The organism is Paenibacillus sp. FSL R7-0163 (assembly GCF_037969975.1).
Classification (GTDB): Bacteria; Bacillota; Bacilli; order Paenibacillales; family Paenibacillaceae; genus Paenibacillus_AQ; species Paenibacillus_AQ odorifer.
On the sequence record NZ_CP150224.1, the window covers coordinates 551752 to 576995 of the forward strand.

18 protein-coding genes are annotated in these 25244 nt (G+C 43.9%); 17 read left to right on the top strand and 1 reads right to left on the bottom strand.

What is annotated here, in order from left to right; translation table 11 throughout:
• Positions 1-14: 14 nt before the first annotated feature.
• The 16 genes from NST45_RS02390 (at position 15) to NST45_RS02465 (ending at position 21290) form a co-directional block, all read left to right on the top strand.
• Positions 15-488 carry a YhcH/YjgK/YiaL family protein gene (locus tag NST45_RS02390; RefSeq protein WP_036679640.1) on the top strand — a complete coding sequence of 158 codons (474 nt, stop codon included), beginning with the start codon at positions 15-17 and terminating at the stop codon, positions 486-488.
• 236 nt (positions 489-724) lie between these two features.
• Complete coding sequence (locus NST45_RS02395) at positions 725-1717, top strand: ABC transporter substrate-binding protein (protein WP_094902111.1); 993 nt, start codon at positions 725-727, stop codon at positions 1715-1717.
• A complete protein-coding gene (locus NST45_RS02400) occupies positions 1698-2474 on the top strand; it encodes an ABC transporter ATP-binding protein (protein ID WP_036679637.1) in 777 nt (258 codons plus the stop codon). The genes NST45_RS02395 and NST45_RS02400 overlap by 20 nt, the downstream gene beginning before the upstream one ends.
• On the top strand, positions 2468-3220 hold the full coding sequence (locus tag NST45_RS02405) for an ABC transporter permease (protein ID WP_036679634.1): 753 nt from the start codon (positions 2468-2470) through the stop codon (positions 3218-3220). Before NST45_RS02400 ends, NST45_RS02405 begins: the two co-directional genes overlap by 7 nt.
• 471 nt (positions 3221-3691) lie before the next feature.
• Positions 3692-6271: an alpha-L-arabinofuranosidase C-terminal domain-containing protein gene (locus NST45_RS02410; RefSeq protein WP_339824783.1), complete on the top strand. Its 2580-nt coding sequence runs from the start codon at positions 3692-3694 to the stop codon at positions 6269-6271.
• 74 nt (positions 6272-6345) lie between these two features.
• Complete coding sequence (locus NST45_RS02415; RefSeq protein WP_339824786.1) at positions 6346-7782, top strand: extracellular solute-binding protein; 1437 nt, start codon at positions 6346-6348, stop codon at positions 7780-7782.
• Between the two features lie 167 nt (positions 7783-7949).
• Positions 7950-10880: an extracellular solute-binding protein gene (locus tag NST45_RS02420; protein ID WP_280753685.1), complete on the top strand. Its 2931-nt coding sequence runs from the start codon at positions 7950-7952 to the stop codon at positions 10878-10880.
• Positions 10877-11842, top strand: coding sequence for a sugar ABC transporter permease (locus tag NST45_RS02425; protein ID WP_052097291.1), 966 nt, complete (start codon positions 10877-10879; stop codon positions 11840-11842). Before NST45_RS02420 ends, NST45_RS02425 begins: the two co-directional genes overlap by 4 nt.
• Before the next feature lies 1 nt (position 11843).
• Complete coding sequence (locus NST45_RS02430) at positions 11844-12704, top strand: carbohydrate ABC transporter permease (protein WP_036679629.1); 861 nt, start codon at positions 11844-11846, stop codon at positions 12702-12704.
• An 8-nt stretch (positions 12705-12712) separates the two neighbouring features.
• Complete coding sequence (locus NST45_RS02435; RefSeq protein WP_339824789.1) at positions 12713-14206, top strand: hypothetical protein; 1494 nt, start codon at positions 12713-12715, stop codon at positions 14204-14206.
• Positions 14203-14817: a YIP1 family protein gene (locus NST45_RS02440; RefSeq protein WP_076129177.1), complete on the top strand. Its 615-nt coding sequence runs from the start codon at positions 14203-14205 to the stop codon at positions 14815-14817. The genes NST45_RS02435 and NST45_RS02440 overlap by 4 nt, the downstream gene beginning before the upstream one ends.
• A gap of 18 nt (positions 14818-14835) precedes the next feature.
• On the top strand, positions 14836-17208 hold the full coding sequence (locus tag NST45_RS02445) for a DUF5696 domain-containing protein (RefSeq protein WP_076186381.1): 2373 nt from the start codon (positions 14836-14838) through the stop codon (positions 17206-17208).
• 4 nt (positions 17209-17212) lie between these two features.
• A complete protein-coding gene (locus NST45_RS02450; RefSeq protein ID WP_081382489.1) occupies positions 17213-18088 on the top strand; it encodes a sugar ABC transporter permease in 876 nt (291 codons plus the stop codon).
• Positions 18089-18091: 3 nt separating this feature from the next.
• A complete protein-coding gene (locus tag NST45_RS02455) occupies positions 18092-19084 on the top strand; it encodes a carbohydrate ABC transporter permease (protein WP_051491074.1) in 993 nt (330 codons plus the stop codon).
• Positions 19085-19292: 208 nt separating this feature from the next.
• The gene (locus tag NST45_RS02460) at positions 19293-20381 is read left to right on the top strand and encodes a low temperature requirement protein A (protein ID WP_038574808.1); all 1089 of its coding nucleotides are present in this window, start codon (positions 19293-19295) and stop codon (positions 20379-20381) included.
• A 132-nt stretch (positions 20382-20513) separates the two neighbouring features.
• Positions 20514-21290 carry a Cof-type HAD-IIB family hydrolase gene (locus NST45_RS02465; RefSeq protein WP_076272767.1) on the top strand — a complete coding sequence of 259 codons (777 nt, stop codon included), beginning with the start codon at positions 20514-20516 and terminating at the stop codon, positions 21288-21290.
• 148 nt (positions 21291-21438) lie between these two features.
• Here NST45_RS02465 and NST45_RS02470 read toward each other — a convergent pair whose 3' ends face one another.
• Entirely contained in the window at positions 21439-22434 is a 996-nt protein-coding gene (locus tag NST45_RS02470; RefSeq protein WP_080742591.1) for a serine hydrolase, read from the bottom strand.
• A 113-nt stretch (positions 22435-22547) separates the two neighbouring features.
• On the opposite strand from NST45_RS02470, the gene NST45_RS02475 reads away from it, so the two are divergent.
• Entirely contained in the window at positions 22548-24920 is a 2373-nt protein-coding gene (locus tag NST45_RS02475) for a YcdB/YcdC domain-containing protein (RefSeq protein WP_339824797.1), read from the top strand.
• The last annotated feature ends 324 nt before the right edge of the window (positions 24921-25244 follow it).

Below are 25244 nucleotides of genomic sequence, written 5' to 3' on the forward strand. Positions count from 1 at the left end.
GGGAATGGAAAGCTATGATCTTAGGTTCTTTGTCATCTTGGGAAGAGCATATCAAGTATGAGAATCCTGTCTTTGTTGAGGCTATCGAGGAATTGAAAGTAATCTTACAACATGATCCTGATCTTGGACGAATCGAAATTCGCGGGAACGAAATGTATGCTTCGATTATGGCTCTTGAGGCAAAATCGCTGGAGGAACAAGTCGCAGAGAAGCATGAGGCCTATATTGATGTGCATTATCTGATCGAAGGTGAAGAAACGATTGGCTGGGCAACCCTGCAAGAAGGGATCGAACCCATTAAGCCTTACGATGCCGAAGGAGAATATGCGCTTTATCCCCCATCAGCAGATGAAATATTGTTATCTTTGAAGCCTGGCATGTTCGCGGTCTTTTTCCCTCATGATGTTCACAGACCGGGTATGGGTCAACCGGGGCAGCAGATTAAAAAGGCTGTCATTAAAATCCACACAAATCTACTAACTCCATAACATTGAGATTGAGGCTGGTAGCGGAACCATTCCGCTGTCAGCTTTTTTTGCGTCGCTTCTATTTACTTATATCTAAATTTATAAATATACAAAATATAAAGATTGGTGGTAAACTTAACATGCCTAAAGCTTTTTTTGTAGAGCTTAAGGATTTTTTTGCATGCACATTTATGAGTGAGCAAAGAATATTACAGAGAATTACACTATAGAAAGAATAATGGAGGCAGGAGAGTTAAATGAAGAATAAAGGTCTAAAGAGAATGTTGTTGTTATCTATGATGGTTGTTGTCATCGCTGCACTTGCAGTCGGCTGTGGTTCGAAAAATAATACAAATACAGAATCGTCAGAGGGAGCTGCTCCAGAAGCTGCAAAAGAAGTTACCTCCTTGTCGCTAGGTTTATTGCCCTCGATTGATGCTATTCCTTTTATCATCGCACATGAACAAGGTTTCGATAAAAACCACGGTGTGGAGCTGGATATCCAAACATTTAAAAGCGCCAAAGATCGGGATGTAGCTTTTCAAGCAGGCAAGCTGGATGGTCTAAGCGCTGACCTGGTTGCGATCTCCATTTACAATGAGGCTGGACTGGATGTGAAGATCGCCAGTACAACTTTTGGAGAGTTTGATTTGCTGACTGGAAATGAATCCATCCAGGATGTGAAGGATTTGAAGGGTAAAACCGTGATTTTGTCCAAAAATACCTCCACACAATATACAGTGGCAATGATGCTGAAACAAGCGGGCCTGACCGAAGATGATATTACAGTCACAGAGGTTCCACAGATTCCGACCCGTTTAGAATTGCTTAAGAATAATAAGGCGGATGCGGCTATTTTGCCGGAACCTTTTGTAACTATGGGCAAAACCTCAGGGCTGCGTGTACTGAGCTCAACGCTAACTGCGGGAGTAAATCCGTTCGTTTTAGCTTTCCCGCAAACTGCAATTGATGCCAAAGCAGAGGCTATCCGCAGTATGTATGCTGCATATGATGAAGCAGTAGCTTATATGAAATCCCATGAGCAATCCGAATATATCGATCTTGTAATCAAAGAAGTAGGATATCCGGAAACATTAAAAGATGAAATCAAGGTACCAGATTATGTACCAGCTTATCAAGTGGATGTGAAGGAAGTAGAGGCCGCATTTGCTTGGGCACGGGAAAAAGGTTTGCTCAGCAAAAATATCTCGGCTGAAGATGTGATTTCTGATGTCCAATTCAAGAAATAAAGGACTCGTTATAAAGGATCTGAAAGTAGAATATAAGAGCGGACAATTGGCCTTGGGTCAGGTAGATTTAACTTTGCCGGAGCACGGGATTTACACCATTATCGGACCCTCCGGCAGCGGAAAATCAACTTTATTACGGGCGATTGCGGGTTTGCTGCCTAGCTATCAGGGACACATTCTTTTTAATGAGAAATCTGTGCATGGGAAAGAAACGTTAATCGGGCTGGTGCCGCAGAACTACGGGCTTCTTCCTTGGAAGACTGTACATGATAATATTCAGATAGCGATGAAGATTACGCATACGGCAAGTTCATCCAAGCAAGAACGGGAGACGCAGATTAAGCAGTGGCTTTTGTCGATGGCGATCTCTGATTTAGCAGAACGTTATCCCTTATCCCTTAGTGGAGGCCAGCAGCAAAGAGTGGCGATTGCCAGAGCTTTTGCCATTTTGCCTACTATTCTGTTGCTGGACGAGCCATTCTCTGCACTCGATGCGATAACAAGGGAAACGCTGCAGGTCCTCTTTTTAGATAACTGGCTGGCTAACCCTACGACTACATTATTTGTCACTCATGATGTGGAAGAAGCGATTCTGCTGGGGCAAAAGATTATTGTCATGCCTTCCAACAAAGAAACTAAACCTGAGATTATTGATAATCAGTTGGTGTTTCATATGAAGCATGAGGATAAGCGGGACAGTGTAGATTTCTTTGAGCAGACTAAGCGGATTAGAAAGGTAATGCAGGAGATATGGTAAACAAACGTCGACTTCATCATCTAGTAAGGCTTCTATTTGTATTTGTCTGTATGAATGTAGTCTGGTATATCGCATTTTTACTTATGAATCATTCGATTTTGCCAAGTCCCTTTGCTGTATATAAAGCGATGTTTCAGTTAGGGGCGCAGGATATTGCTATAAATGTAGGGTATAGCTTGTTCAGAATTTTTGCAGGTGTGGTAATGGCGTTAATTATTGGACTGCTTATAGGTCTTCTAATGGGACGTTCGTTGACCTGGAACAAACTGCTGGACCCTGTGGTTTACTTGACCTATCCGGTTCCCAAAATTGCCCTGCTTCCAGTAGTGATGCTGTTCTTCGGGCTTGGGGAAACGTCCAAAATCCTAATGATCATGCTGATTCTATTGTTTCAGATCATCATCTCTGTAAGGGATGGGGTTAAGGCTATTCCGGACAATACCTATGATGTCTTAACTAGTATAGGTGCCAGCGCTGTGCAGAAGTTCTGGCATGTGACACTGCCGGGTGCATTGTCAGTGATTCTGAGTACGATTCGTATTTCGCTAGGGACAGCGATATCTGTACTGTTTTTTACGGAGATTTATGGAACAGAGCACGGCATGGGCTTTTTCATCATGGATGCGTGGTTAAGATTAGATTATCCGGAGATGTATGCGGGAATTATGTTGTTCAGCTTGGTCGGTTTTATTCTCTTCTTGCTTGTTGATTTTCTTGATTACAAGTTTATGAAGTGGCGGAACTAAATTTAGTTGAGATATAACTATAGCTTTCCTTTGCCCGAGTTTAGGCAAAGGGGAGCTTTTTTTATATGATTTTTTGGTGAGAATAAAATTAATTTTAATTTCATCATTATTTGAATGGAAAAATAAAACAGTAAAATAAATGGAGGGAAAAATGAAAAATAAACTTACTTATGGCTGTAAACCCCCGTTTATTTTAGAGGAATATAAAGATGGTGAGATGAAAAGAGGGAATTTATTTTAAAAAAACTAATAAATCTCTTAATTTCTTGCATATCTATTGGAAATTATATTCATAAAAGTATAAAAAGGTTTAGTTTAATTTATTTACAACCAGATTTTAGTATGGTATTTTATCAATGGAAACGGATTCATTTAGGTTTTACGGAATAATTTTAAGTTTTTACGAATGGAAGGATTTGTTCGCTTCATAAGAAAATGAAAATGCTAATAAAAAGTTGGGGGTAAATATCTTTGAATAAATATGGACGAAAACTATGGCTTACGGTGTTGATTTTCGTGATTGTAGTTGGCGGTCTGACGTATTATTGGGCTTCTAAGGGAGAAAACACCGCGCCACTGTCTCAGTCTAAGGAATCTGCCGTAGAAGCAACGGGTGAAGCGGGAAAGGAAACTGTTCCACCGGCGACAGCAGCTAATACAAGTAGTGGACCCGCGTATACGTTGACCGTGGATACGGAAAATCCGGGAGCTAAGATAAGCCCGATGTTGTACGGAGCCTTTTTCGAAGAGATTAATCATGCGGGAGATGGAGGGCTATATGCAGAGCTGATTTCCAATCGTTCCTTTGAGGATAGTTCGGTCACATTGTTCAATTGGTGGATTGATGAAAAAGGAGGCAGTAAAGGGAAGCTTGCTCTGACCGGCACTAAGCTTTTGAACGATGCTCAGACCCAGGCAATGGCTTTAACAGTATCATCTGCTGCCGAGGGCGGTTCGGTATCTGCTGTGAATAACGGTTACTGGGGGATCGCTTTGACGAAGGATGCCAGTTACAAGTTGTCTTTCTATGCGCGGCCAGAGCCAGGGGACATTATGCCACTGCGTATAACGTTAGAAAGCCCGGATGGCAAAGAGCTATATGCAGAACAGACCGTTGATAAGTTAAAAGAAGGATGGAATCCATATACATACACACTGACTTCTACAGGTACTGTAGCAAACGCACGAATTGTAATCTCTGCTGCAAATGTAGGTACTGTTTATCTCGATATGGTGTCTTTGTTTCCTGAGACTTGGAACAACAGAGAGAATGGACTTCGCATCGATTTGGCTGAAAAGGTAGCTGCGATGAAACCCGCATTCGTTCGTTTTCCGGGGGGATGTTTTGTGGAAGGAAAAACGCCAACAGATGCTTATCAATGGAAGAATACCATTGGACCGATTGAGACGCGTCCCGGTCATAAGGGATATTGGGATTATCGCTCCTCAGATGGGCTGGGCTTCCACGAATATCTGCAATGGGCTGAAGATCTGAAAGCGGAACCATTATATGTAGCTTATATCGGGATTTCACATAACGGAGATCCTATAGCCAAGCAGAATACCGTTCCAGTCAGTGAAATTCAGCCGTGGATACAAGATGCGCTGGACGCCATTGAATATGCAAACGGACCGGTTACTAGCAAATGGGGGGCACAAAGAGCCGCCAATGGTCATCCGGAGCCTTTTAATATGAAATATGTAGAGATTGGTAACGAAAACAATTTCCAGATGAGTGAATATATTAAGCGTTATGGCCTGTTTTATAAGGCAATTAAAGAGCAGTATCCAGAGATTCATCTCATTGCCAATGCGGCAGTTGAAGGTGAGCCTATCGAAAGGGTTGATGAGCATTACTATGAAACCTCTGAATGGTTCCTCAGCAACTCGAACAGATACGATACTTATGACCGTAGTGGTCCTGAGATTTATGTTGGTGAGTATGCGGTGACCAAGGGTGCCGGAGAAGGCAATCTGAACGCTGCAATCGGCGAGGCCGCTTTTATGATGGGTATGGAACGGAATTCTGATATCGTGAAAATGTCCTCCTATGCTCCGTTGTTTGTGAATACGAAGGATCGTACTTGGAACCCGGATGCTATTGTGTTTGATTCATCGACTAGCTACGGAACACCTTCTTATCATGTGCAGCAGATGTTCGGAAGCAATAAGGGGGATGTAGTTCTTCCAACCTCACTTGTGGCTCTAGGTCAAGAAGAACCCCCCGGTAAGCAATCCATTCAAGGTGGAATTGGATTGGGGACTTGGGCCACGCAGGTAGAGTACAGTGATGTACGAGTAGCGAAAGGTGATGACGTTCTTTTTGAAGATCATTTCAAGAAGGATTCCGGAGCCTGGACTCTAAACAATGGGGACTGGGAACAATCCAAGGGTACTTTTAAGCAGACTTCTAATGATATTGATATTCGCGCAGTTGCCGGTGAGGCTTCATGGAGTGACTATACACTTTCTCTTAAGGCGAAAAAGACTGGCGGAGCAGAAGGCATGCTCATTATGTTCGGCTCTAAAGATGAAGGCAACTTCTATTGGTGGAATCTTGGCGGCTGGGGAAATACGCAGAGCGCGATTGAAAAATCAGTAGGTGGAACAAGAGCAGTCATCGGAAGAACGGTTCCTGTAAGGATTGAGACTGGTAAATTGTACGATATCCGCATTGAATTATCCGGTTCTAATATCCGGCTCTATCTCGACGGCAAGCTTATACAAGAGGTGAATGATGAAAGTCCGGCAGGGCCGCTGTTCCAAACTGCGAGCCGTGATCTTGCCACAGGTGAGCTGATCGTTAAAGTCGTTAATGCAGGTGACACTGCTCAGCGCACGGATGTTTCTTTTGCCGGACTTGCCACATCAAGCCTGGAAGGAACAGCTACCGTACTTCAGTCGGACGATTTAAATGCTGAGAATAGCTTCGCTGAACCTGACAAGGTGGCACCTGTAACTCAAAAGATAAGTGTAGACAAAGGTAGTCTGGAGTTTGAATTCCCGAAATATTCCGTGACCGTGTTAAGACTAAAGGAAGGGGGCAAATAGCTGGTCACGGAGGGAGTTCACTCCTTCACTATAAACAGGCATTTATTTGTTCAATTTAAGAGGGAGGTTAGGTTATGATTTCGCAAAGAAAAACGAGCAGTTTAGTCGTATGTATGTTAATGGTTTTTGTGCTTATTCTGTCAGCCTGTAGCAGCGCTGGAAGCTCAACGACGAATAAAAATGCAGCTAACAACGTAAAAACGAACACTGAAAAAACCAATAATGCTAGTGAGCCAACCAATGCAACAGCTACTGAGGGCACGGAAGCAACAGATCCTGCCAACGACCTGCCAAGCAAAGATATTCAAGGTGAGGTTACCGTTTGGGCCTTTAATGAAAAAGTGTTCGAGGAAGTCGGCGCTGCTTTTATGGCTGAATATCCTGGAATTAAGCTGAAGACGGTAGTTATGCCCTTTGGCGACCTGCATGACAAGCTGCAAACGACAATCGCCGCAGGTAGCGGGGCACCGGACGTAGCAGAAGTAGAAATGTACCAGTTGAATCGCTATATGGCGGGCAATGTGCTGGAGAATCTTTTGGAAGAGCCTTATAACGCTGGAAAATATAAAGATCTGGTTGTTCCATATAACTGGGAACGTTGGATGACACCGGACAGCTCACAGCTGCTTGGTATGCCTTGGGATATGACCCCGGGGGTTTATTACTACCGTGCAGACATTTTTGAAGAGCTTGGATTGCCAAGTGATCCTGCTGAGCTTGGCGAATACATGCAAGATGAAGAGAATCTCTTGAACCTGGCTCAAATTTTGAAAGCTAACGGTAAATATTTCATGGAGTGGAGCGATGGCCCGATCGTATGGGCAGGAGATGAAGTCGGCTACTTTGATAAGGATATGAACTGGACACGTAATACGGACAAAATGGTGAAGGTTCTTGATATTACAAAACGTGGACAACAGCTGGGCTGGGCACCTCATATCGGTTATGGCTCAGACGAAGGTAAACAGCTAGTTCTAAAAGGTGATTTGGTTGGTGTCGTATCGGGTTCATTCGGAGCACGCGGACTTCAAGAAACATTCCCTGAGCTTGCCGGAAAATGGAAGGTAACCCGGTTGCCAATAGGAATTAACGTGGGAATGGGCGGATCAAGCTTTGTTATCCCTTCGCAAAGCAAAAATAAAGAAGCGGCATGGGCTTACATTCAGTGGAGCATGAGAAGTGAAAATGCTTGGAAAATTTGGACAAAACATTCCATTCAGCCGGGTTACAAGGATATTTCCAGTCTTGATTGGTACGCAAACACTAAAAATGAATATCTGGGTGGGCAAGAGGAATTTAAACTATATGAGCAATTAAGCAACGATATTCCAGTCAAACACCTTACACCAGTAGATAACAAGGGCTGGGAAATCTTTATAGCCGCGATCGGTGATGCACTGGCTAAGAACACAGATTCCAAGACGGCTATTCAAAAAATTGGTGATGATGTCTTGAAGCAAGCTTCCAAAGAAATTGCTGCCTTTAAAAAGGCAATGGGAATGCAGCCGTAAGGAAATCTAATAACAGGAGGGGCAGCCTGCAATTGCCAGAGCTGCCCTGCTTGTATTCACTTAAGTCCGAGAGGCCCGTAAAGATGGGAGGAGACCGATGCGTGTTACGCATACTGCGAAAATATAAGATTAGTTTGTTGTTACTGGTACTTTTAGGAGTCTCCCTAGTGTGGTGGAATCAATCACGAGGGTTTGATAATTCAGCGATGGATGGCATCCCCGTTTATGCGGATGTTGATGAAAGCTCTATTTTAGAAAGCGATAGTGTGAATTCAAAACTCGAAGCCTCTTACTTAAGCTATTACGAGGAAAAACAACAGGATGGAGCAAAGGACTCATCGGATTTTACGCTTGCTATTCCTTCGGCGGATTATAAGGCCATTAGTTCTGAAGGTACAGAGGTAATGACGGATCTTGGTGGAAAACCCGGCAAGGTACTAGCGCTTAAAGCAGAGGATAGCTGGGTGGAATATACATTTACGGTTCCGGCAGATGGGTTGTATCAGATGGGGATGGAGTATTATGCCCTTCCTGGTAAACGATCCTCGATCATTCGAAGCGTAAAGATTGATGGGGAGTATTTATTCTCTCAAGTAAAAAAAATGGAATTCCAGCGGATGTGGAAGGAAAGTGCAGAGCCATGGCTGGACAATCAAGGGAATGAATTTAATCCCAAGCGGGAAGAGGTAACAGGCTGGCAATATCGGGAGTTTCGAGATGCCGAGGCCAGAACTGCGGATCCCTTTCGCTTTTATCTGACCAAAGGGGAGCATACGGTGAAGCTGGAAGCCATCCGAGAGCCGGCCGCACTTAGTGAACTGAGAATATTTTCTCCAGAACCGCTCCCGACTTATGCGGAAGTGAAGCAGGAGTATGAGAATAAGGGTTACAAGCCTGTTCAGAATCAAGTGATCAAAATTCAGGCAGAAGAATCCTCCCTTCGTTCAGATCCAACGCTGAAGCGGATCGAGGACCGGGAGCCACTCACCGAACCTTTTAACAAAGATGCTATTGTGCTTAATAGTTTTGGGGGTGTCGGGTGGCGTACGGGTGGACAATGGGCGGAATGGGATTTCGAGATTCCTGAGTCAGGGCTCTACAATATCGCAATTCGTTACGGCCAGTGGTTCCTAAACGGGATACCGGTGGAACGCCGGATTATGATCGATGGCGAGGTACCGTTCCAAGAGCTGAATGCCTTGAAATTCCCTTACAAAGCGGAATGGCAAGTAAACAAGCTGGGAAATGAGGACGGAGAATACTTCTTTTATCTCGAACAAGGCAAGCATACGTTGCGGATGGAAGTTCAAGTATCGGGTGTAGGCGGAATGATTGAAGCTGTGCTGAACACTACACATAAAATGTCTCTTTTGGGACGTGAAATCACGCAGGTAACGGGAACGAACCCTGATCCAAACGGGGATTGGCAGCTGGAGCAGAACATTCCTAATCTTGTGCCACGTTTACATTTGATGGCGCGGACGTTGGATGATGCTGTGCAGGATATGTATGCTTTTGGCGTTGCGGATGGAAGCTCTGAGCTGAGTACGCTTTATGAAGCACGTGATCGGTTCCTGGAAATGGCGAAGGATACCTCAAGTATTCCAGGTCGTCTTCAGCAATTTACGGATCTGCAGTCATCGCTTGGCTTATGGGTCAACGGATTAATGAAGCAGAGTATTGTAATGGACTATATTGAAGTGAAGTCGGAAGATCAGCCATGGCCTAAAGACGCGGCTCCTTGGTATACCCGTGTAGGGACGATGACGTATGACTTCTTTAGTTCTTTTACAAAGGATTACAGCGGTATAGGGAATACGTACAAAAATGAAAAGGTGCTGGATGTCTGGATCTCTCGTGGACGTGATTGGGCGGAGATCATTAAGCAAATGGTGGATGAGGACTTTACACCAAACACGGGCATCAAGGTGAACGTCAATATTATTCCTACGCTTGCAGCGGATCAGAAGCAGATTCTGTTATTAGCCAATACTGCCGGACTTGCTCCCGATGTGGCACTGGGGGTTGAGGGTGAAGTGCCGATTGACTTCGCGGTGCGGAATTCACTCGTGAATCTGAATGAATTCTCAGATTATCAAGAGGTTGCTGAACGTTTCAGAGCGGGTGCACTGATTCCTTATAAGTATGATAACGGAGACTTCGCATTGCCGGAGAATCAGAACTTCACGATGCTCTTTTACCGGAAAGATATTATGGCACAGCTGGGCATTAGCGAGAAGGATATTCCGAATACGTGGCAAGAGGTTATGGAACTGATTCCTGTGCTGCAACAAAACGGGATGGACTTCTATTATCCACATGCCCCGAACAATCCGAGTCTAGCCATTAATGAGTTTGCGCCGTTCTTATTCCAGTATGGCGGGGATTTCTATAAGAATAATGGGATGTTGTCTGATCTGGATTCACCAGAAGCACTGACAGCTATGAAAATGTGGACGGGACTCTTTACGAACTACAAGCTGCAGAAACAAGCGGATTTCTATAACCGTTTCCGTTCTGGAGAGATGCCAATCGGCGTTGCTGATTATTCCACATACATTCTGTTATCTACTGCCGCACCTGAATTGACAGGCTGGTGGGGCATGAAACCAATGCCGGGTATTGAACAAGCAGATGGACAGATTAACCGTTCTACAGGCGGGCTTGCACAGACAGGAATTATTTTTAAGGATACGGATATGAAAGAAGAGTCTTGGGAGTTCCTGAAATGGTGGACCAGTGCGGATGCACAGGAGAACTTCGGCTCAGAGCTTGAGTCTTTGCTGGGTGTTGAAGCTCGTTGGAATACAGCCAATGTTGAAGCACTCAAACGTCTGCCGTGGCAGCAAGATGATATCGACGCCATTATGGAACAGTGGGAGTGGTTTAAAGAGCGCGAAGTGGTGCTTGGAGGATATTACACGACCCGGCATATCGCCAACATCTGGAATGAAATTGTGCTCAACGGTAAATTCCCGCGGGAGGCGATGGAGCAAGGTGTGCGTGAAATCAATAAAGAGCTCAGTAAGAAACGCGAAGAGTTCGGAATTGAAACTTCCCAGACTTCAAGCGCCAAAGAGGAAGGAGGTCAGAAATGAGTAGTGAAATAATTACACCGGCACAGAACGAAGCCGTACAGATGCAGCCGACGAAAACTCCCGGGAAATGGACTCAGCTTTGGTTAGATATCAAGAAAAATAAAGTTTCCTATTATTTCTTGGCCCCTTTCCTGATTCTGTTCACCGTTTTTACTATTGTTCCTATTATCATGTCCGTCGTTCTAAGCTTCAGCTATTACAACATTATTGAGACACCGAGATTCATTGGCTTCTCTAACTATAAGCTGTTGTTTGTAGACGACGATATCTTTCTTAAAGCTGTTGGGATTACGCTGAAATTTGCTATTATTACAGGTCCGATAGGTTATATTATGGCCTTCTTGCTGGCCTGGCTGATTAGTCAGATTCCGCAGAAGTTCCGCTTTTTCTATACCCTATGCTACTATGTGCCATCGATTACAAGTGCAGTAGCAATGTCCGTGGTTTGGTTGTATTTGTTCGCCGGCGACCGCAAGGGGTTGCTCAATCACTGGCTCATTCAGCTGGGGATTATCAATGAACCTTATTTATTTCTACAAAATGTAGATTCGATCGTACCGGTGATCATCATAGTTTCCTTATGGATGAGTATGGGGGTAGGTTTCCTTGCTTTTCTGGCCGGACTTCAAAATGTACCGACAGATTTATATGAAGCTGGCTCAATTGATGGGGTCAAGTACCGCTGGCAGGAGCTATGGTACATTACGATTCCATGCGTCAAACCGCAGCTGTTATTCGGTGCGGTGATGCAGGTGGTCGGTTCGCTTACCGTATTTGACGTCAGTATGCGGCTTGTTGGATTTCCGAGTCCCCTTTATGCAGGCCATACGATTATGGCGCATCTGTTCGACTACGCATTTATCCGCTTTGAGATGGGATATGCGTCAGCGATTGCTGTATTACTGTTCGCTTTGATGCTTGGGCTCAACCGTCTCATCTTCAAAGTGCTGGGGAGGGATTAGGATGCACAAAATAAATTTACGGCGTATTGACTATGGCGGCATCTTTTTATATCTGTTCTTAACGGTGTTTGGCCTAATTATGCTGCTGCCACTTGTCTATATGGCAGTGACTGCTTTAAAACCAACAAGCGAACTATTCCTGTTCCCACCGCGGTTTTTCGTAGTGAATCCGACGTTGGTGAACTTTCGTGATTTGCTGTTAATTACCGGAACTTCGGCGGTGCCGTTCTCACGGTTTATTTTCAATAGCGTGGTCGTTACATCGGGGATTGTGGTCGGGGGTGTCTTAATTTCAGCAATGGCGGCTTATCCGCTTGCCAAGCACAATATGCCATTTAAAAGCGCTATCTTTAGTATGATTGTGGCGGCGCTGATGTTTTCACCCTTAGTATTGCAAATTCCGCAATATCTGCTGATTAGCCGCAGCGGATTAATGAATTCGTATTTTGCAATGATCTTACCTTATCTGGCTGCACCGATGGGAATGTTTCTTATGACCCAGTTCCTGCGGCAGCTTCCAGATGCTTTATTAGAGGCGGCCCGCATAGACGGGGCTTCAGAATGGAAGGTATTCTGGGTGGTTGTGATGCCAATGCTTAAGCCGGCGATTTCGACTTTTGCTTTATTTAGCTTTATTTCTGCTTGGAATGATCCGTATCCTTCAATGGTGTATACGACTGTTCAGGAAATGAAGACATTGCCGCTTGCCATCCAAACCATCAGTGGTGGAGCCGGAGTCGTTGCTAGGGTAGGTACTTTGGCAGCAGCAAGCTTCTTGATGATTCTCCCGACTATTCTTGTCTTTATATTAACGCAGCGGATGGTGCTTCAGACAATGGCCCATTCGGGGCTGAAGGAATAGGGGGAGTAATGATGATAGGACGCAATATGAAAAAAATGCTGCTAACAGGGCTACTGGTGACGCTGACACTGCCAGTGCTGCTGCTTCCAGGGCAGGCACTAGCTGGCGAAGCCCCGTATGAGGGGTATACGTGGAATCAGTCCGGCAATGAGGTCCGCTCGATTAATGGTTATCTCTACGATTCTTCTATCGATCCAACAGGAACAGATACGGGGTCCTTCAAAAATCCGGAATCTCTCTTTATTAGTGATGACGATTCACTCTACGTAGTAGACACGGGCAATAGCCGTATTGTTCATATGGATAAGGACGGTCGTCTGCTAAATCTGATCGGTGATGCGGAGGGCAGCGGCAAGCTGCAGGAGCCGAAGGGTGTATTCGTGAAAGAGGATGGAACGGTATATGTAGCAGATACAAAAAACGCGCGTATTGCTATTTTTGATAAAAATGGAAAGTTCGTAAAAGAGTTTCTAAAACCGGATAGCCCATTACTGGGTGCTAATTTCTCTTATTCTCCTTCTAAATTAGTTGTAGATAAGCGTGATTATATGTATGTGGTGAGCGATGGTAACACGCAGGGGTTGCTGCAAATTGACTCGGGCGGTAAGTTCAAGGGGTTCTATGGAGCGAACCATGTAGGCTTCTCCTGGACACGACTCTTAATTAAGCTGGTGGCCACCAAAGAGCAGCAGAACCAGCTGGCGACCGTTAAACCTTCTGAGTTCTCAAACGTGGATCTGGATGAAGAAGGATTTATCTACAGCACAACCCTGGGCGAAGAGTATAACCAGATCAAACGGTTATCTCCGGTAGGCGTAGATACGCTAAACATTGGTAAACGCTGGTACGGCGATTATTACTCCGAGGGTCCATTCAGTATGGCTTCCTTTATGGGGATCAGTATTGATAAGAACGGATTTATAACCGCGCTGGATTTGCAGTCCAGTAAAGTCTTTCAATATGACAAGCTGGGGAATTTGTTATTCAGCTTCGGCGGGATTGGGGATCAGAATGGACTCTTCGTGACTCCTTCCGCCGTAGATCAAACCGCTGATGGTCTCATCTATGTAGTGGATAAAGGACGGGGCAGAATCGATCGCTTCCGGACCACGCCCTTTGCGGATTTGGTTCATCAGGCATCTTTGCTATATGTAGATGGCAGCTATGACGAAGCGCAATCCTTATGGCAAGAGGTGCTGCGATTAAACGCCAATTATGATATGGCTTATCAGGCTATCGGCAAAGCGCTTTATAAAGCAGAGCAATATAAGGAATCTATGAGCTATTTCAAGCTTTCAAATTCCAAAGCTGACTATTCATCCGCTTTCCGCGAATATCGTAAATTGTATATCCGGGAGCACTTTACTTATTTCTTCGCCGGCGGAATTGGACTGTTCTTAGTACTGTTCTGGAGTGCGCCGAGATTATACCGGAGATTCCATACCTGGCTGTATAGAGGAAACAAGGCAGTATTGGACTCGGCAAAGGGGGAGATTGGATGAACACTTTGCGAATGATTCATCAGGTTGTAGTTCATCCTTATCAGTTCTATAACGATATTCAAGGAAAGCAGCGTATCCGCTGGATACAGGGGATTGCCATCGTTCTACTGACCTTTGTGGCACGAATGATCTCGATTCTGATTACAGGGTATGCTTTTCAAACTAGAGAGCCGCATGAAATCTCTATGTTTCATGAGTTTATTTGGCTTATCGTTCCTTGGTTGACCTGGTGTGTCTCGAACTGGGGTGTCAGTACGATTATGGATGGTGAGGGAAAATTTAAAGAGATTTTTGTGGGCAGTGCCTTTGCGCTTGTTCCATACATGCTCTTTATCATCCCAGTCACACTGCTAACGTTGGTCCTTTCGCTGGATGAGGCTTCAACCTTCAATCTGCTGCACAAGTTTGTGATTCTTTGGGTGGCTTGGTTGATTTTAATGAAGGTGAAGATCCTGCATGATTTTGAGATTCGCAAGGTTATTTTTATCACCATAATCAGTGTAATAGGGATCGCCATTATCTGGTTTGTAGGCATTTTGCTATTTGGTATTTCCAATCAATTTGTTTCATTTATTGTCGATCTGCTCAAAGAATTGAGATTGCGCGCGTAAGGAGGGAAAGGTAACACGATGAGAAAAAAAGTTAAAGTGCGGGGCATTCTCTGTATTGTTGTGATGATGCTGTTCGCAGTGATAAATGTTCAACCCCTACACAGTTCCGCCGATCCGTCCACCGCTGCGCAGTCTGTTCAGACTGAAGAAAGCAAAGAGGTTGGGCAAGAGCAAACATCGGTGGTGACTGAACCAGCTGAAGGGCAGGCCACTTCTGTACAAGAAAAGGAGACCACGGCTCCCGTAGAAGAGCAGGCTCCAGCCGCTGTAGCAGCACCTGTACAGAAGGTTGAGCTGCAGCCGGTCACGCCTGGAACAAAAGCATTGGAGAACGAACGCTATATTTTATATGTAGATGAGAAATCGGGAAATCTTCGCATCACAGACAAAATCACAAACAAGGAGTGGCTTGGATCTCCACAGCTGGAGCGAACAGCCATGCCAAATATTAAGAAATACACGACCGCGCCGATTTATGCCAGATACACACAGGGGGCTGACATTACACAGGTCTACCCACTTAAAGATGAAGACTCCACGGTTACCGTAACGATTGAGCAAGATGTCGTCCGCGCGGAGTTTGCTTTTATTAGCCTGAAGCTTTCTTTTGCTCTGGAGTACAGACTGACTGCTAATGGATTTGAGGCTTCCATTCCACAGGAGTACTTGAAGGAAGAGGGGAATGCGAAATTCACGAGTCTGGAGGTTCTGCCATTTTTTCATGCGGCTAGAGAAGATGCAGAGGGGGCAATGATGCTTCCAGATGGTTCAGGGGCATTGCTGGAGTTTCGGAAAGATCATCCCGCTTATTTGAAAGGTTATTCTGAATACATTTACGGCGGGGACGAAACCTTTGTGAAACAAAATCATGAAATTACGGATAACTCTTGGCAAAAGGCGGCACCTCTTAAAAAAGCTATCGCTTTGCCAGTGTTTGGGATCTATCAGGGAGACACCGGATATTTAGCAATTGTCACTAAGGGAGATACCGATGCTAAAATCAACGGTGTTCCATCAGGCATTCGCGCTATTTCGCTATATAGAGCATCAAGTGAATTCACTCTGCGCAAGGATGATGTTATTTTTGTCGGCAATTCCGGCCAAATTCCTTATTATCAGGGTGAGATGATCAAAACCGATCGTAGCGTACGTTATGTTCTGCTCCAAGGCGAGGAAGCCAACTACGTTGGGATGGCGAAGGAATACCGTAATTACTTAATGGAAGAGAAAAAGGTCAAGGAAGTAGTTCTTGAGAACACGCCATTGTATCTTCAAGTGCTCGGCGGGATTTCACGTGATGAAGTCATCGGTTCAACTTTTATAGAAGCAGCTACGTTTAAACAAATCAAGAACATGATTGATCAATATCAGGCAGAGGGTGTTACTCAGCTAGAGATTACGATCGAGGGATGGTCCAAAAATGGTTTATACGGAAACCAGCCAGAACAATTCCCTGTTGAGAAGAAGCTGGGAGGCAAAAAGGGACTTAAAGAGCTTCAGGAATATGCCGCAGGCAAGGGCGTAAATCTTTATTTGAAAGCTAACTACGTGAAACCTTACCAAGATAGCAACGGCGTGAAGGCAAGCAGAGATGCTGTCCGCGGTATTAATCGTGAAGTCTTGAAGCAGTACGTCTACTATCTCTCTACCCGGTGGAATACGGATGATTATTTCTATTTAATGAAACCTAGTGTTATCGCAAAACGCAGTAATGCTGAGTTAAGCAAGTTTCAGGATCTGGGTGTGAAGGGTGTACAGTTTGAACACTTTGGAAGCTTGCTATACTCCGATGAGGATAATAAATCCAATACGGACCGCCAGCTTACAGAAGATACTTATGTTAATGCATTGGATAACTTCCGTAAAGGTGAGCTTAACACGGCAGTAGATTATGGTTTTGCCTATACATTAGGACATGTGAACCGGATTGATCAAGTGCCGCTCGACTCCAGTCAATTTGTCTATACAGATCGGGCGATTCCTTTCTATCAACTGGTGTTACACGGCTTAGTGCCTTATACAGCAAGCCCGGTTAATCTGTACGATGATTCCCGTAACCAAACCTTACGGGCGCTGGAATATGGAGCCCTTCCAAGTTATGAATTAACCTATGCTCCGACTAGCGATCTTCAGAGAACCATGGCAGACCGGCTGTTCAGCTCTAGTCTTGAGAACTGGCTGGCACCTTCTGTGCAGAATTATCTCGCATTGAAAGAGGTCTATGACAGCATTAGCAACCAGCAAATGACGAATCATGAGCAGCTGCAAAGTAAGGTCTTTCGGACGACTTATGCAAACGGTGTGAGCATTATAGTCAACTATAATGAGCAGTCCGTTGACGTGTCTGGTCAGACCGTCGAGGCATTCAGCTATGCGGTAACAGGAGGATGATGAAGTGAAAAAATCAAAGCTATCGATGCGAGCGCGTTATTTCGTTGAAGGATATTCCTTCATCGGCCTGTGGCTGGTCGGATTTCTGGTGTTTATGGCTGTTCCGCTGGGCCGTTCCTTGTATTATTCCTTTCAGGATCTCCAAGTGAGCAAAGGCGGCTTACTGGCCACTTTTGTTGGGATGGAGCATTATCGCGCCGCTTTTACTACAGATGTTAATTTCTTGCCTCTGCTCAAATCGACGATGGTGTCGACGGTGACTCAGGTTCCGTTAATTCTTATCTTTTCGCTCTTTTGTGCGATTCTGCTAAATCGCGGACTCGTAGGAAAAACCTTTTTTCGTGGCGTGTTCTTTTTGCCGGTCATCATTGCTTCAGGGGCGATTCTGGGCAAATTGATGGATCAGGGTGCCGCAAATTTACCAATTTTTTATAATCAGGATTTATATGATAAGCTCCATAACTTTATCCCCGGCGACATTTTGAAGTCGTTGCTGAAATATGCAGAATCTTTAACGCTGGTGATGTGGGATTCTGGCGTGCAAATTCTGATTTTTCTAGCGGGGTTACAGACGATTTCTGTTTCACTGTATGAAGCGGCCAAATGTGATGGAGCAACCGCGTGGGAAAGCTTTTGGAAAATCACCTTCCCGATGATTATGCCGATGATGCTTGTAAACACGTTGTTTAGTATCGTCAGCTCATTCACGAAGGCAGATAATCAAATCATGAGTCATATTTTGAATGTCGTCTTTAAGAATAATGATTTTGGATATGGCTCAGCGATGGGTTGGATTTATTTTGTGTTTATTTTCTTGGTTCTGGGTTTGGTCTTCCTGTTATTCAGCAAGTCGCTCGGTGCCACCGAAGGGAGGAAGTAGAAGATGTTGAAGGAATCCGTAAAGCAGGTTCGGACAACGAACATGGAACATCTGACAACTCGTCTAAAAGCAAGCGGCAAGCTGGACAGGGTCGTGAAACGTTCGCTTCAGGTGCTGAATATCGCTTTTTATTACTTGGTTATTCTCAGCTTAACGTTCGTATTCCTATATCCCTTGTTATACATGGTATCCAAATCCATGATGCAAGTAACAGACGTGGCCGATGCCACAGTGCAATGGCTTCCGAAAAAGATTAGTTTTGGCAACTATTTTCTGGCATGGGATTCGCTAAAATTCTGGGCCGGGTTCGCAAATAGTGCGATTATTTCCTTCGGGAGTGCGGTTCTGCAAATCTTAAGCTGTTCCTTAATCGGTTATGGCTTTGCCAGATACCGTTTTCCAGGCTACGCAGTGTGTTTCGTTCTGCTGCTGTTTACTTTTCTAGTTCCACCGCAGACGATTGTTGTGCCACTGTATTTGTTCTTTAGTGACTTGGGGTGGATTAATACACATTTGCCGTTTGTGGTTCCCTCTATGTTTGGGCACGGGTTGAAGGGGGCATTATTCGTACTGATCTTTATTCAGTTCTACCGCGGAATGCCTAAAGTGTTGGAGGAAGCAGCACGTATCGACGGTGCAGGCGCATTCAGAACGTACTGGAAAATCATGTTTCCTATCGCCAAGCCCGCAATGCTGATCGTATTCTTATTCTCTGTGGTATGGCACTGGAATGACAGCTTTGAACCGAATACGTATTTAACAACACCGGATTTCTATAATCTGTCGCAGCGATTAGCGATGTTTTATGGTTCCAATAATCAGGCAGCGGAGACGATGTCGCAAATGACTTCGGGTTCTATTGGGATGGCCCCAACTGGACTGAATCAGGTTATGGCGGCGTGTATTCTAACCATTCTGCCAATTCTGATTCTGTATTTGTTCGTACAGCGTCATTTCGTAGAAAGTGTGGAACGCTCCGGTATTGCCGGGGAATAAGAACAAAGCTCTAGTCAGAAAAAACCAGCAAGCCTCCCGTATGTGGGGGCTTGCTGGTTTTATTTTAGGCAAAGGGGCTTCAAATTAGTATATCAATTCGGTTAAGATGGATAAGTATTCGATAAACTGTATTAGAAATACACATCCAAACCAAGGGAGTCAGACGATGAATAAACGCACATCGGGATTTGAGCACAGTACAGCATCCATTGCTGAGAAGAAAGTTACTTGGCTGGAGCTATTTTATGATCTGCTTTTTGTAGCAGCAGTTTCAAAAGCGAGCCATGTCCTATTGCATGTAGAGGCGGGTACAATCCCACTTGAATACTTATCCAAATTTATCTTGATATTTGTTCCGATCTGGTGGGCTTGGGTAGGGCAATCTCTTTTTGTGAATCGGTTTGGGCAAGACATCTTTTCACATCGGATATTCTTGATTCTACAATTATTTTTTGTATTAATAATGACGGCGAGTTTATCGGTTAACTTTGATCAATATTATATGCCATTCTTAATAGGTTATGTTGGTTTAAGAGCTATGACAGCCATTCAATATCTTACGGTAAATAAGAATGAAGAGGATGATAGAAAGGGCACTGCCCGGTATCTGGGAAGCAGATTTTGGATTGGATTAGTGATCTCTTCTTTATCACTTTTCTTTGACTCTTGGATGCGTTATGTAGTTTTGTATGCGGGAATTACTGTAGACATTTTGCTTCCATTAGTCGGTCGGAAATACTTGGTGAAAAGTCCGATCAATACTCATCATTTATTAGAACGCTTCTCGTTGTTTACGCTTATTCTGCTTGGGGAATCAGTGGTCAGTATCCTTGCGGTTTTACAGTCTAGCCACTGGACGTGGCAATCTATTGTATTTGCATTATTAACTTTTCTATTAATTATAGCTATGTGGTGGCAATATTTTGATAATGTTGAAAAGAAAGTGGACAAGACTATAGAGACTGCCGGGCAAACCATAATTTATGGGCATTTATTTATTTATGTATCCTTGAGTATGATTGCAGCTTCGATCCAACTGTTATTTTTAGATCAATTAAATTATATATTTATGGTGTGTTTTATTTTTGGATCGGTCCTGCTTTACTTCTTCTCTACCTCACTGGTCTTCCATAAATATAGACGTATACAGCAACGGTTAGGGATATTCCATTTGGCGTTATTATTAGGTTTACTTGGTGTTTTTTTCGCAGTAGATTTGTTGTTCCTTATACCTAATTACCTGATCATTGGTGAAATGATGTTATTTTTTGTGGTATATGCAAAATTAACGACGTAAGTTTGTTGTGCCGAAGCTGAATAAGAAAACAAGAAGGAAGCCGATCCATGTGATCGGCTTCCTTCTTGTTTTAGATCCCATGAAATATAATCTTATCTAGTTACGTTCGAACGGGGAGGCTTATTTCATAATATGTATAAGATTGTATTTTTTGATGTGGACGGTACTCTAGTAAGTGAAATTGATAGAAGCATCCCGCTTAGCACGATAGAAGCAATTGAGAAGTTGATAGAGAGAGGAATTAATGTCGTAGTTGCAACAGGGAGACCGCATAACTTATGTGAAGAGTTCAAGTCTATGGGCATTGATACCTTTATTTCTGCTAACGGTGCGCTTATCAAATGTAAGGATAACGTTATCTATAAATCAATGCTTTCAACAGAAACCGTGCGGGAACTCTCGGCTTTTGCTGAGTTAAACGGACATGGCATGTCCTATTTCACCGAACTTATAACCATGAACGGAATGGGTTCCGAGGATGAGCGCGTTATGAAGGCATTAAAGGAGACTTTGAGTCTTACACAATATCCCGAAAAAATGAGCGCTCTGCCAGAGGAGGTTTACTGTATATGCTTGTATGCGGACGAAAATGAAGCGCAAAAATTCCAAGATAGATTTCCTGAATTACGGTTCGAACGTTTTCACGGATACGTTATGAATGTGCTTGAAGAAACAAAAGTTTCTAAATCAATTGCGATTAAACAAGTGCTGGATTATCTGAATATTTGCAGGTCAGAAGCTATCGCGTTTGGTGATGGTGGAAATGATATCGACATGTTGGAGTATGTGGGATTGGGCATTGCGATGGGAAACGGTGCGGAACAGTTAAAACAAAAAGCGGATTTTGTTACAAAAAAAGCAAGTGAAGGCGGGATAGCCTACGCATTAAAGAAATTTGGTGTCATTTAAGCTTGCAGCAAACTAATTGATGAAAAATTGAGAACGATCTTTCGTTCAAATCAAACAGCGACAGCCCAAGACTTTATCAGTCTATGGCTGCGGCTGCTTTATGGATTGTGTGGCATCCACACATAGAACTGCATGTGATTCCTGGTTCTTATTGTCCTAGAAGAGCCGGCACAATAAATCGGCCGAAAACATTTGCAGGAGAGCCTTTTTTGTACTTATCCGCGGTGATAACTGCAACCAGCTCGTAAGCAGGAACTACAATAATATGCTGACCTTTGAAGCCGAGTGCAAAATAATAAGGGATCTCGTTCGGCTGCTGCTCTGAACCTGCATTGAACTGGGATACCCACCAATGCCAGCCGTAGAATCCTTTTTGCGGATGATTGGCTTCAACGTAAGGGCGAGTGGATTGCTGAATTGTATCCGAAAAAAGGATCTGCTGATTCTTCCAGCGTCCCTCCTGTAAATAAAGTAAGCCGAATTTCAGCATATCCTCTGGCTTCAGATGAAGTCCGAACCCACCGGTATGTATGCCTTGCGGATCGCTCTCCCAGTGATAGCTTTGAATACCAAGCGGTTGAAACAGCTGGTCTTCGGCAAATTCTGCAACCGCTTGTCCAGAACAATCACGCAGGATTGCGGACAAAAGCTGGGAGGAGCCTGAGTTATAGGTCATCACGGTTCCTGGTGTATGAGCTAATGGCTGTGCAAGCACGTATTTTATCCAGTCCGCGGTTTTAGTCATGGCCGGAAAAGAATTCTGCCCACCGAACTCTGTCCAGTTAAAGCCTCCGGTCATCGTTAATAAGTGTTCGATAGTGATCTCTTTTTTACGTGGGTCACGATCTTCTTTTAATGAAGGAAAAAATAAAGAAATAGGTGTGTCTGGAGGTGGAATGATTAGTTTATCTATGGCTATGCAAACTAAGGCAGAAAGTACGCTTTTGGTGCACGAGTTGATTTTGCCAAGCTCTGCAGCGATTTGTGGATCACGGTAATGCTCCAGTATGGTTTCTCCATGTTGAACGATTAGACAACTGCGAATGTCTAGGCTAGTAATACCGTCAATAAGCGGCTGAAGGTTCCAGTCAGTAATGTCGGTGACCCCCTTTCTAGATGAATTATAGCTGCAACTGTTTACCATTATAGCTCACATCACCAAAATGTCGTAATTTCCTGTCGTTAAATAATTATGGAAAATACAAGAAAATATCTGTATAATAATATGAATCACGTGTTAGAGGAGGATGAATTCTTTTGAAAAGCAATAGTACTCTTTTTGTTCATCAAACGGCTAAAACGGTGTTGATCACTTCAGTTGCACTCGCGTTACTCTTACCCCCTGGCTTAGCCGCAGCCGATTCTATATCTGTTAGCAGCAACACTTCCGTAACGCAGGTTAGTACGCAATCAGCGGCTCCAGCTACGACTACGAACTCTGAGGCTGATCCTACAAAAGTGAAATTCACGCAGGAGCAAGCCATTGCAAAGTTAAAAGAACTATTCCCATCCCTAAAAGATGCAACTGTAAACAATGTTCAACTGGGATCTAACCAAAGCTACCCAGCACCAGCAAATCAAATGATCTGGCATATTCAGTGGCAGGTTCAAGAAGGGAATATGGGATATGGTTTTAGCAGTGAGGTAGACGCCATTAATGGTGATATCATCAATACCTATCTCTCATTCTCGCAGGAAAAGAACGAGTCCTATTATCCACCGAAAGTATCGCAGACTCAGGCATTGGAGATCGCCAAGACTTTTGTGGCTAAGGCAGCCTCATCAGTTAAGAGCAGTGAGCTGCAATTAAATGAGAATGTCGGTTATAGTTATTTTTCGGAATCATTATTCGGTCCTGTTCAATATGGGTATAACTTCAGTATTCTGAAGAATGGTATTCCTTCTGGATCGGACAGCATTAACATAGTTGTGGATGGTAACGGAAATGTAACGCAATTCTCTAAGTCTGCTCAAGGGCTTGAGTACCCGTCTGCACAGCCCAAGATTACCTTGGAGCAAGCACAGAAGCAATTTGCGGAACAGTTTGATGTGGGCCTATTTTACATTCCTATTTATAAGAACGGAAAACCTAACAACTGGATTCTAGGCTGGCGTCCAATAGATCAGTCTCTATATCCTATCGATGCATTAACGGGCAAGCGGATAGATTATGAAGGAAAAGAATCCGTATCCACCTCAGTCGTGTATTCAGAAGTAGCGAAGAGTAAGGATGTTTTTCAGGCAAGAAGTTCTAGTACAGAGCTTTCTGCAAAAGAAGCAGCACAACTTGTAGAGAAGGTTGCTTATATTCCAGCAGATCGTAAATTGATCTCGCAAACCTTGAGAAATGACTATCAGGATTCAGATCGAAAAATCTGGCAGCTATACTGGGGCAGTAATGGAAATGATCGTTACATTGGTGCTGGCTTTCCAGAGCAATCCTCTGCCGAGATCGATGCAAAGACCGGTGAAGTATTGCAGTACCAGGTTCAAGCTTATGGTGCTATTCAGGATAAGAAGAAGGAAGAGCCGGCACCTGCTGGAGGTAAGAAGCTTAGTGAGGCTGAAGCGAAGGTGAAAGCGCTTAGTATAATTAATAGTCTATATCCTCAGGCGAGCCAGAAGCTAAAGCTGGTAGAATACGGGGATAATTCGAGTTTGACTTCAGACGGATCAGGATATGGATATCAGTTTATTAGATATCATCAAGGAATTCCTGTGAGTGGCAGCACCATTACGGTAAGCTTGGATCTTTACGGCAGACTGACTTCTTACATGGGGAATCGGATAAGCAGTATCGATGAAATCACATTATCGCCTGATGCAACAATTTCCAAGAAAGAAGCGCTCGAAAGTTATAAACCTAAATATCAGACTAAGCTGAAGTATACTCAGGTTGGCGGATACAATACTTATAGAAACTATGTCGCACCGAAGGTGAAGCTGGTATATGATACAACCTTTGATGAATCTAACGGATTGAATCAGGTTTTGGATGCAGTCACTGGAAAATGGATTGCGGTCTATGATTATCTCGGTCAGCAGGATGCTCAACTATCTGCAACGGATATCAAAGGCCATACAGCAGAGCGGGAATTATCAGAATTGGTAAACCACCATGTGATTACACCGGATGCCGATGGCAAAGTGAACCCGGATCAAGAAATAACTGTCGGTGATTGGTTAACCTATCTTGCCAAAGCTTCTAGCCCAAATTTCACCAATTATTATAATAATAATGAACGGAAAACTGTAGCAGGCGTGAAGCCAGAGAATTCATATTATGACGCTGTTATTTTTGCAGCAGATCGTAAATGGATCAATAAGGATGAAAGCCTGCAAGTAGAGAGTAAGTTAACCCGGGAACAGCTTGCTGTTCATCTGGCTAATTTCTTGAAATACAATAAACTTACAGCTTATCTTGATAAAGATGTGACTGTAAGTCAGTTTAGTGATAGCTCAGCTATAAACAATAAGGGGGCGGTGGCTCTTGTTGTGAAATTGGGACTCTTAAAGGATGACAACGGCAAGTTTAATCCGCAGCAGAATGTAACAAAAGCGCTGGCGGCTTCGGTGATCATGAAGCTAGTGGAGCTGCAAGGAAAGACTGATCAGATCATAGGTCAATAAGTGTTAAAAAGACAGCCAGGCAGCGATTCTCCGACGATTGGAGAAGCGCTGCCTGGTTTTTTAGTTTGCAGCGCGGCGGATTGACTAAAGCATCTCTATCTGGCAGATGCAGTTTTCGGTCTCCACCCAGCATTTTTTTTGTGCGCCGATTCTTGCTGGAATCCGCGAAATAACTGCATTCTATACAGTTATTTCTTATGCAAAAGGTGAATGTGTATCTTTAATTGCATTCTCTGCAACTAAAAACTAGAGAATTCACCTATCGGCGAGAAAAGCAAGAATATAAGTGTACGAAATACACTTATATCCTTTGGCTGAGTGATT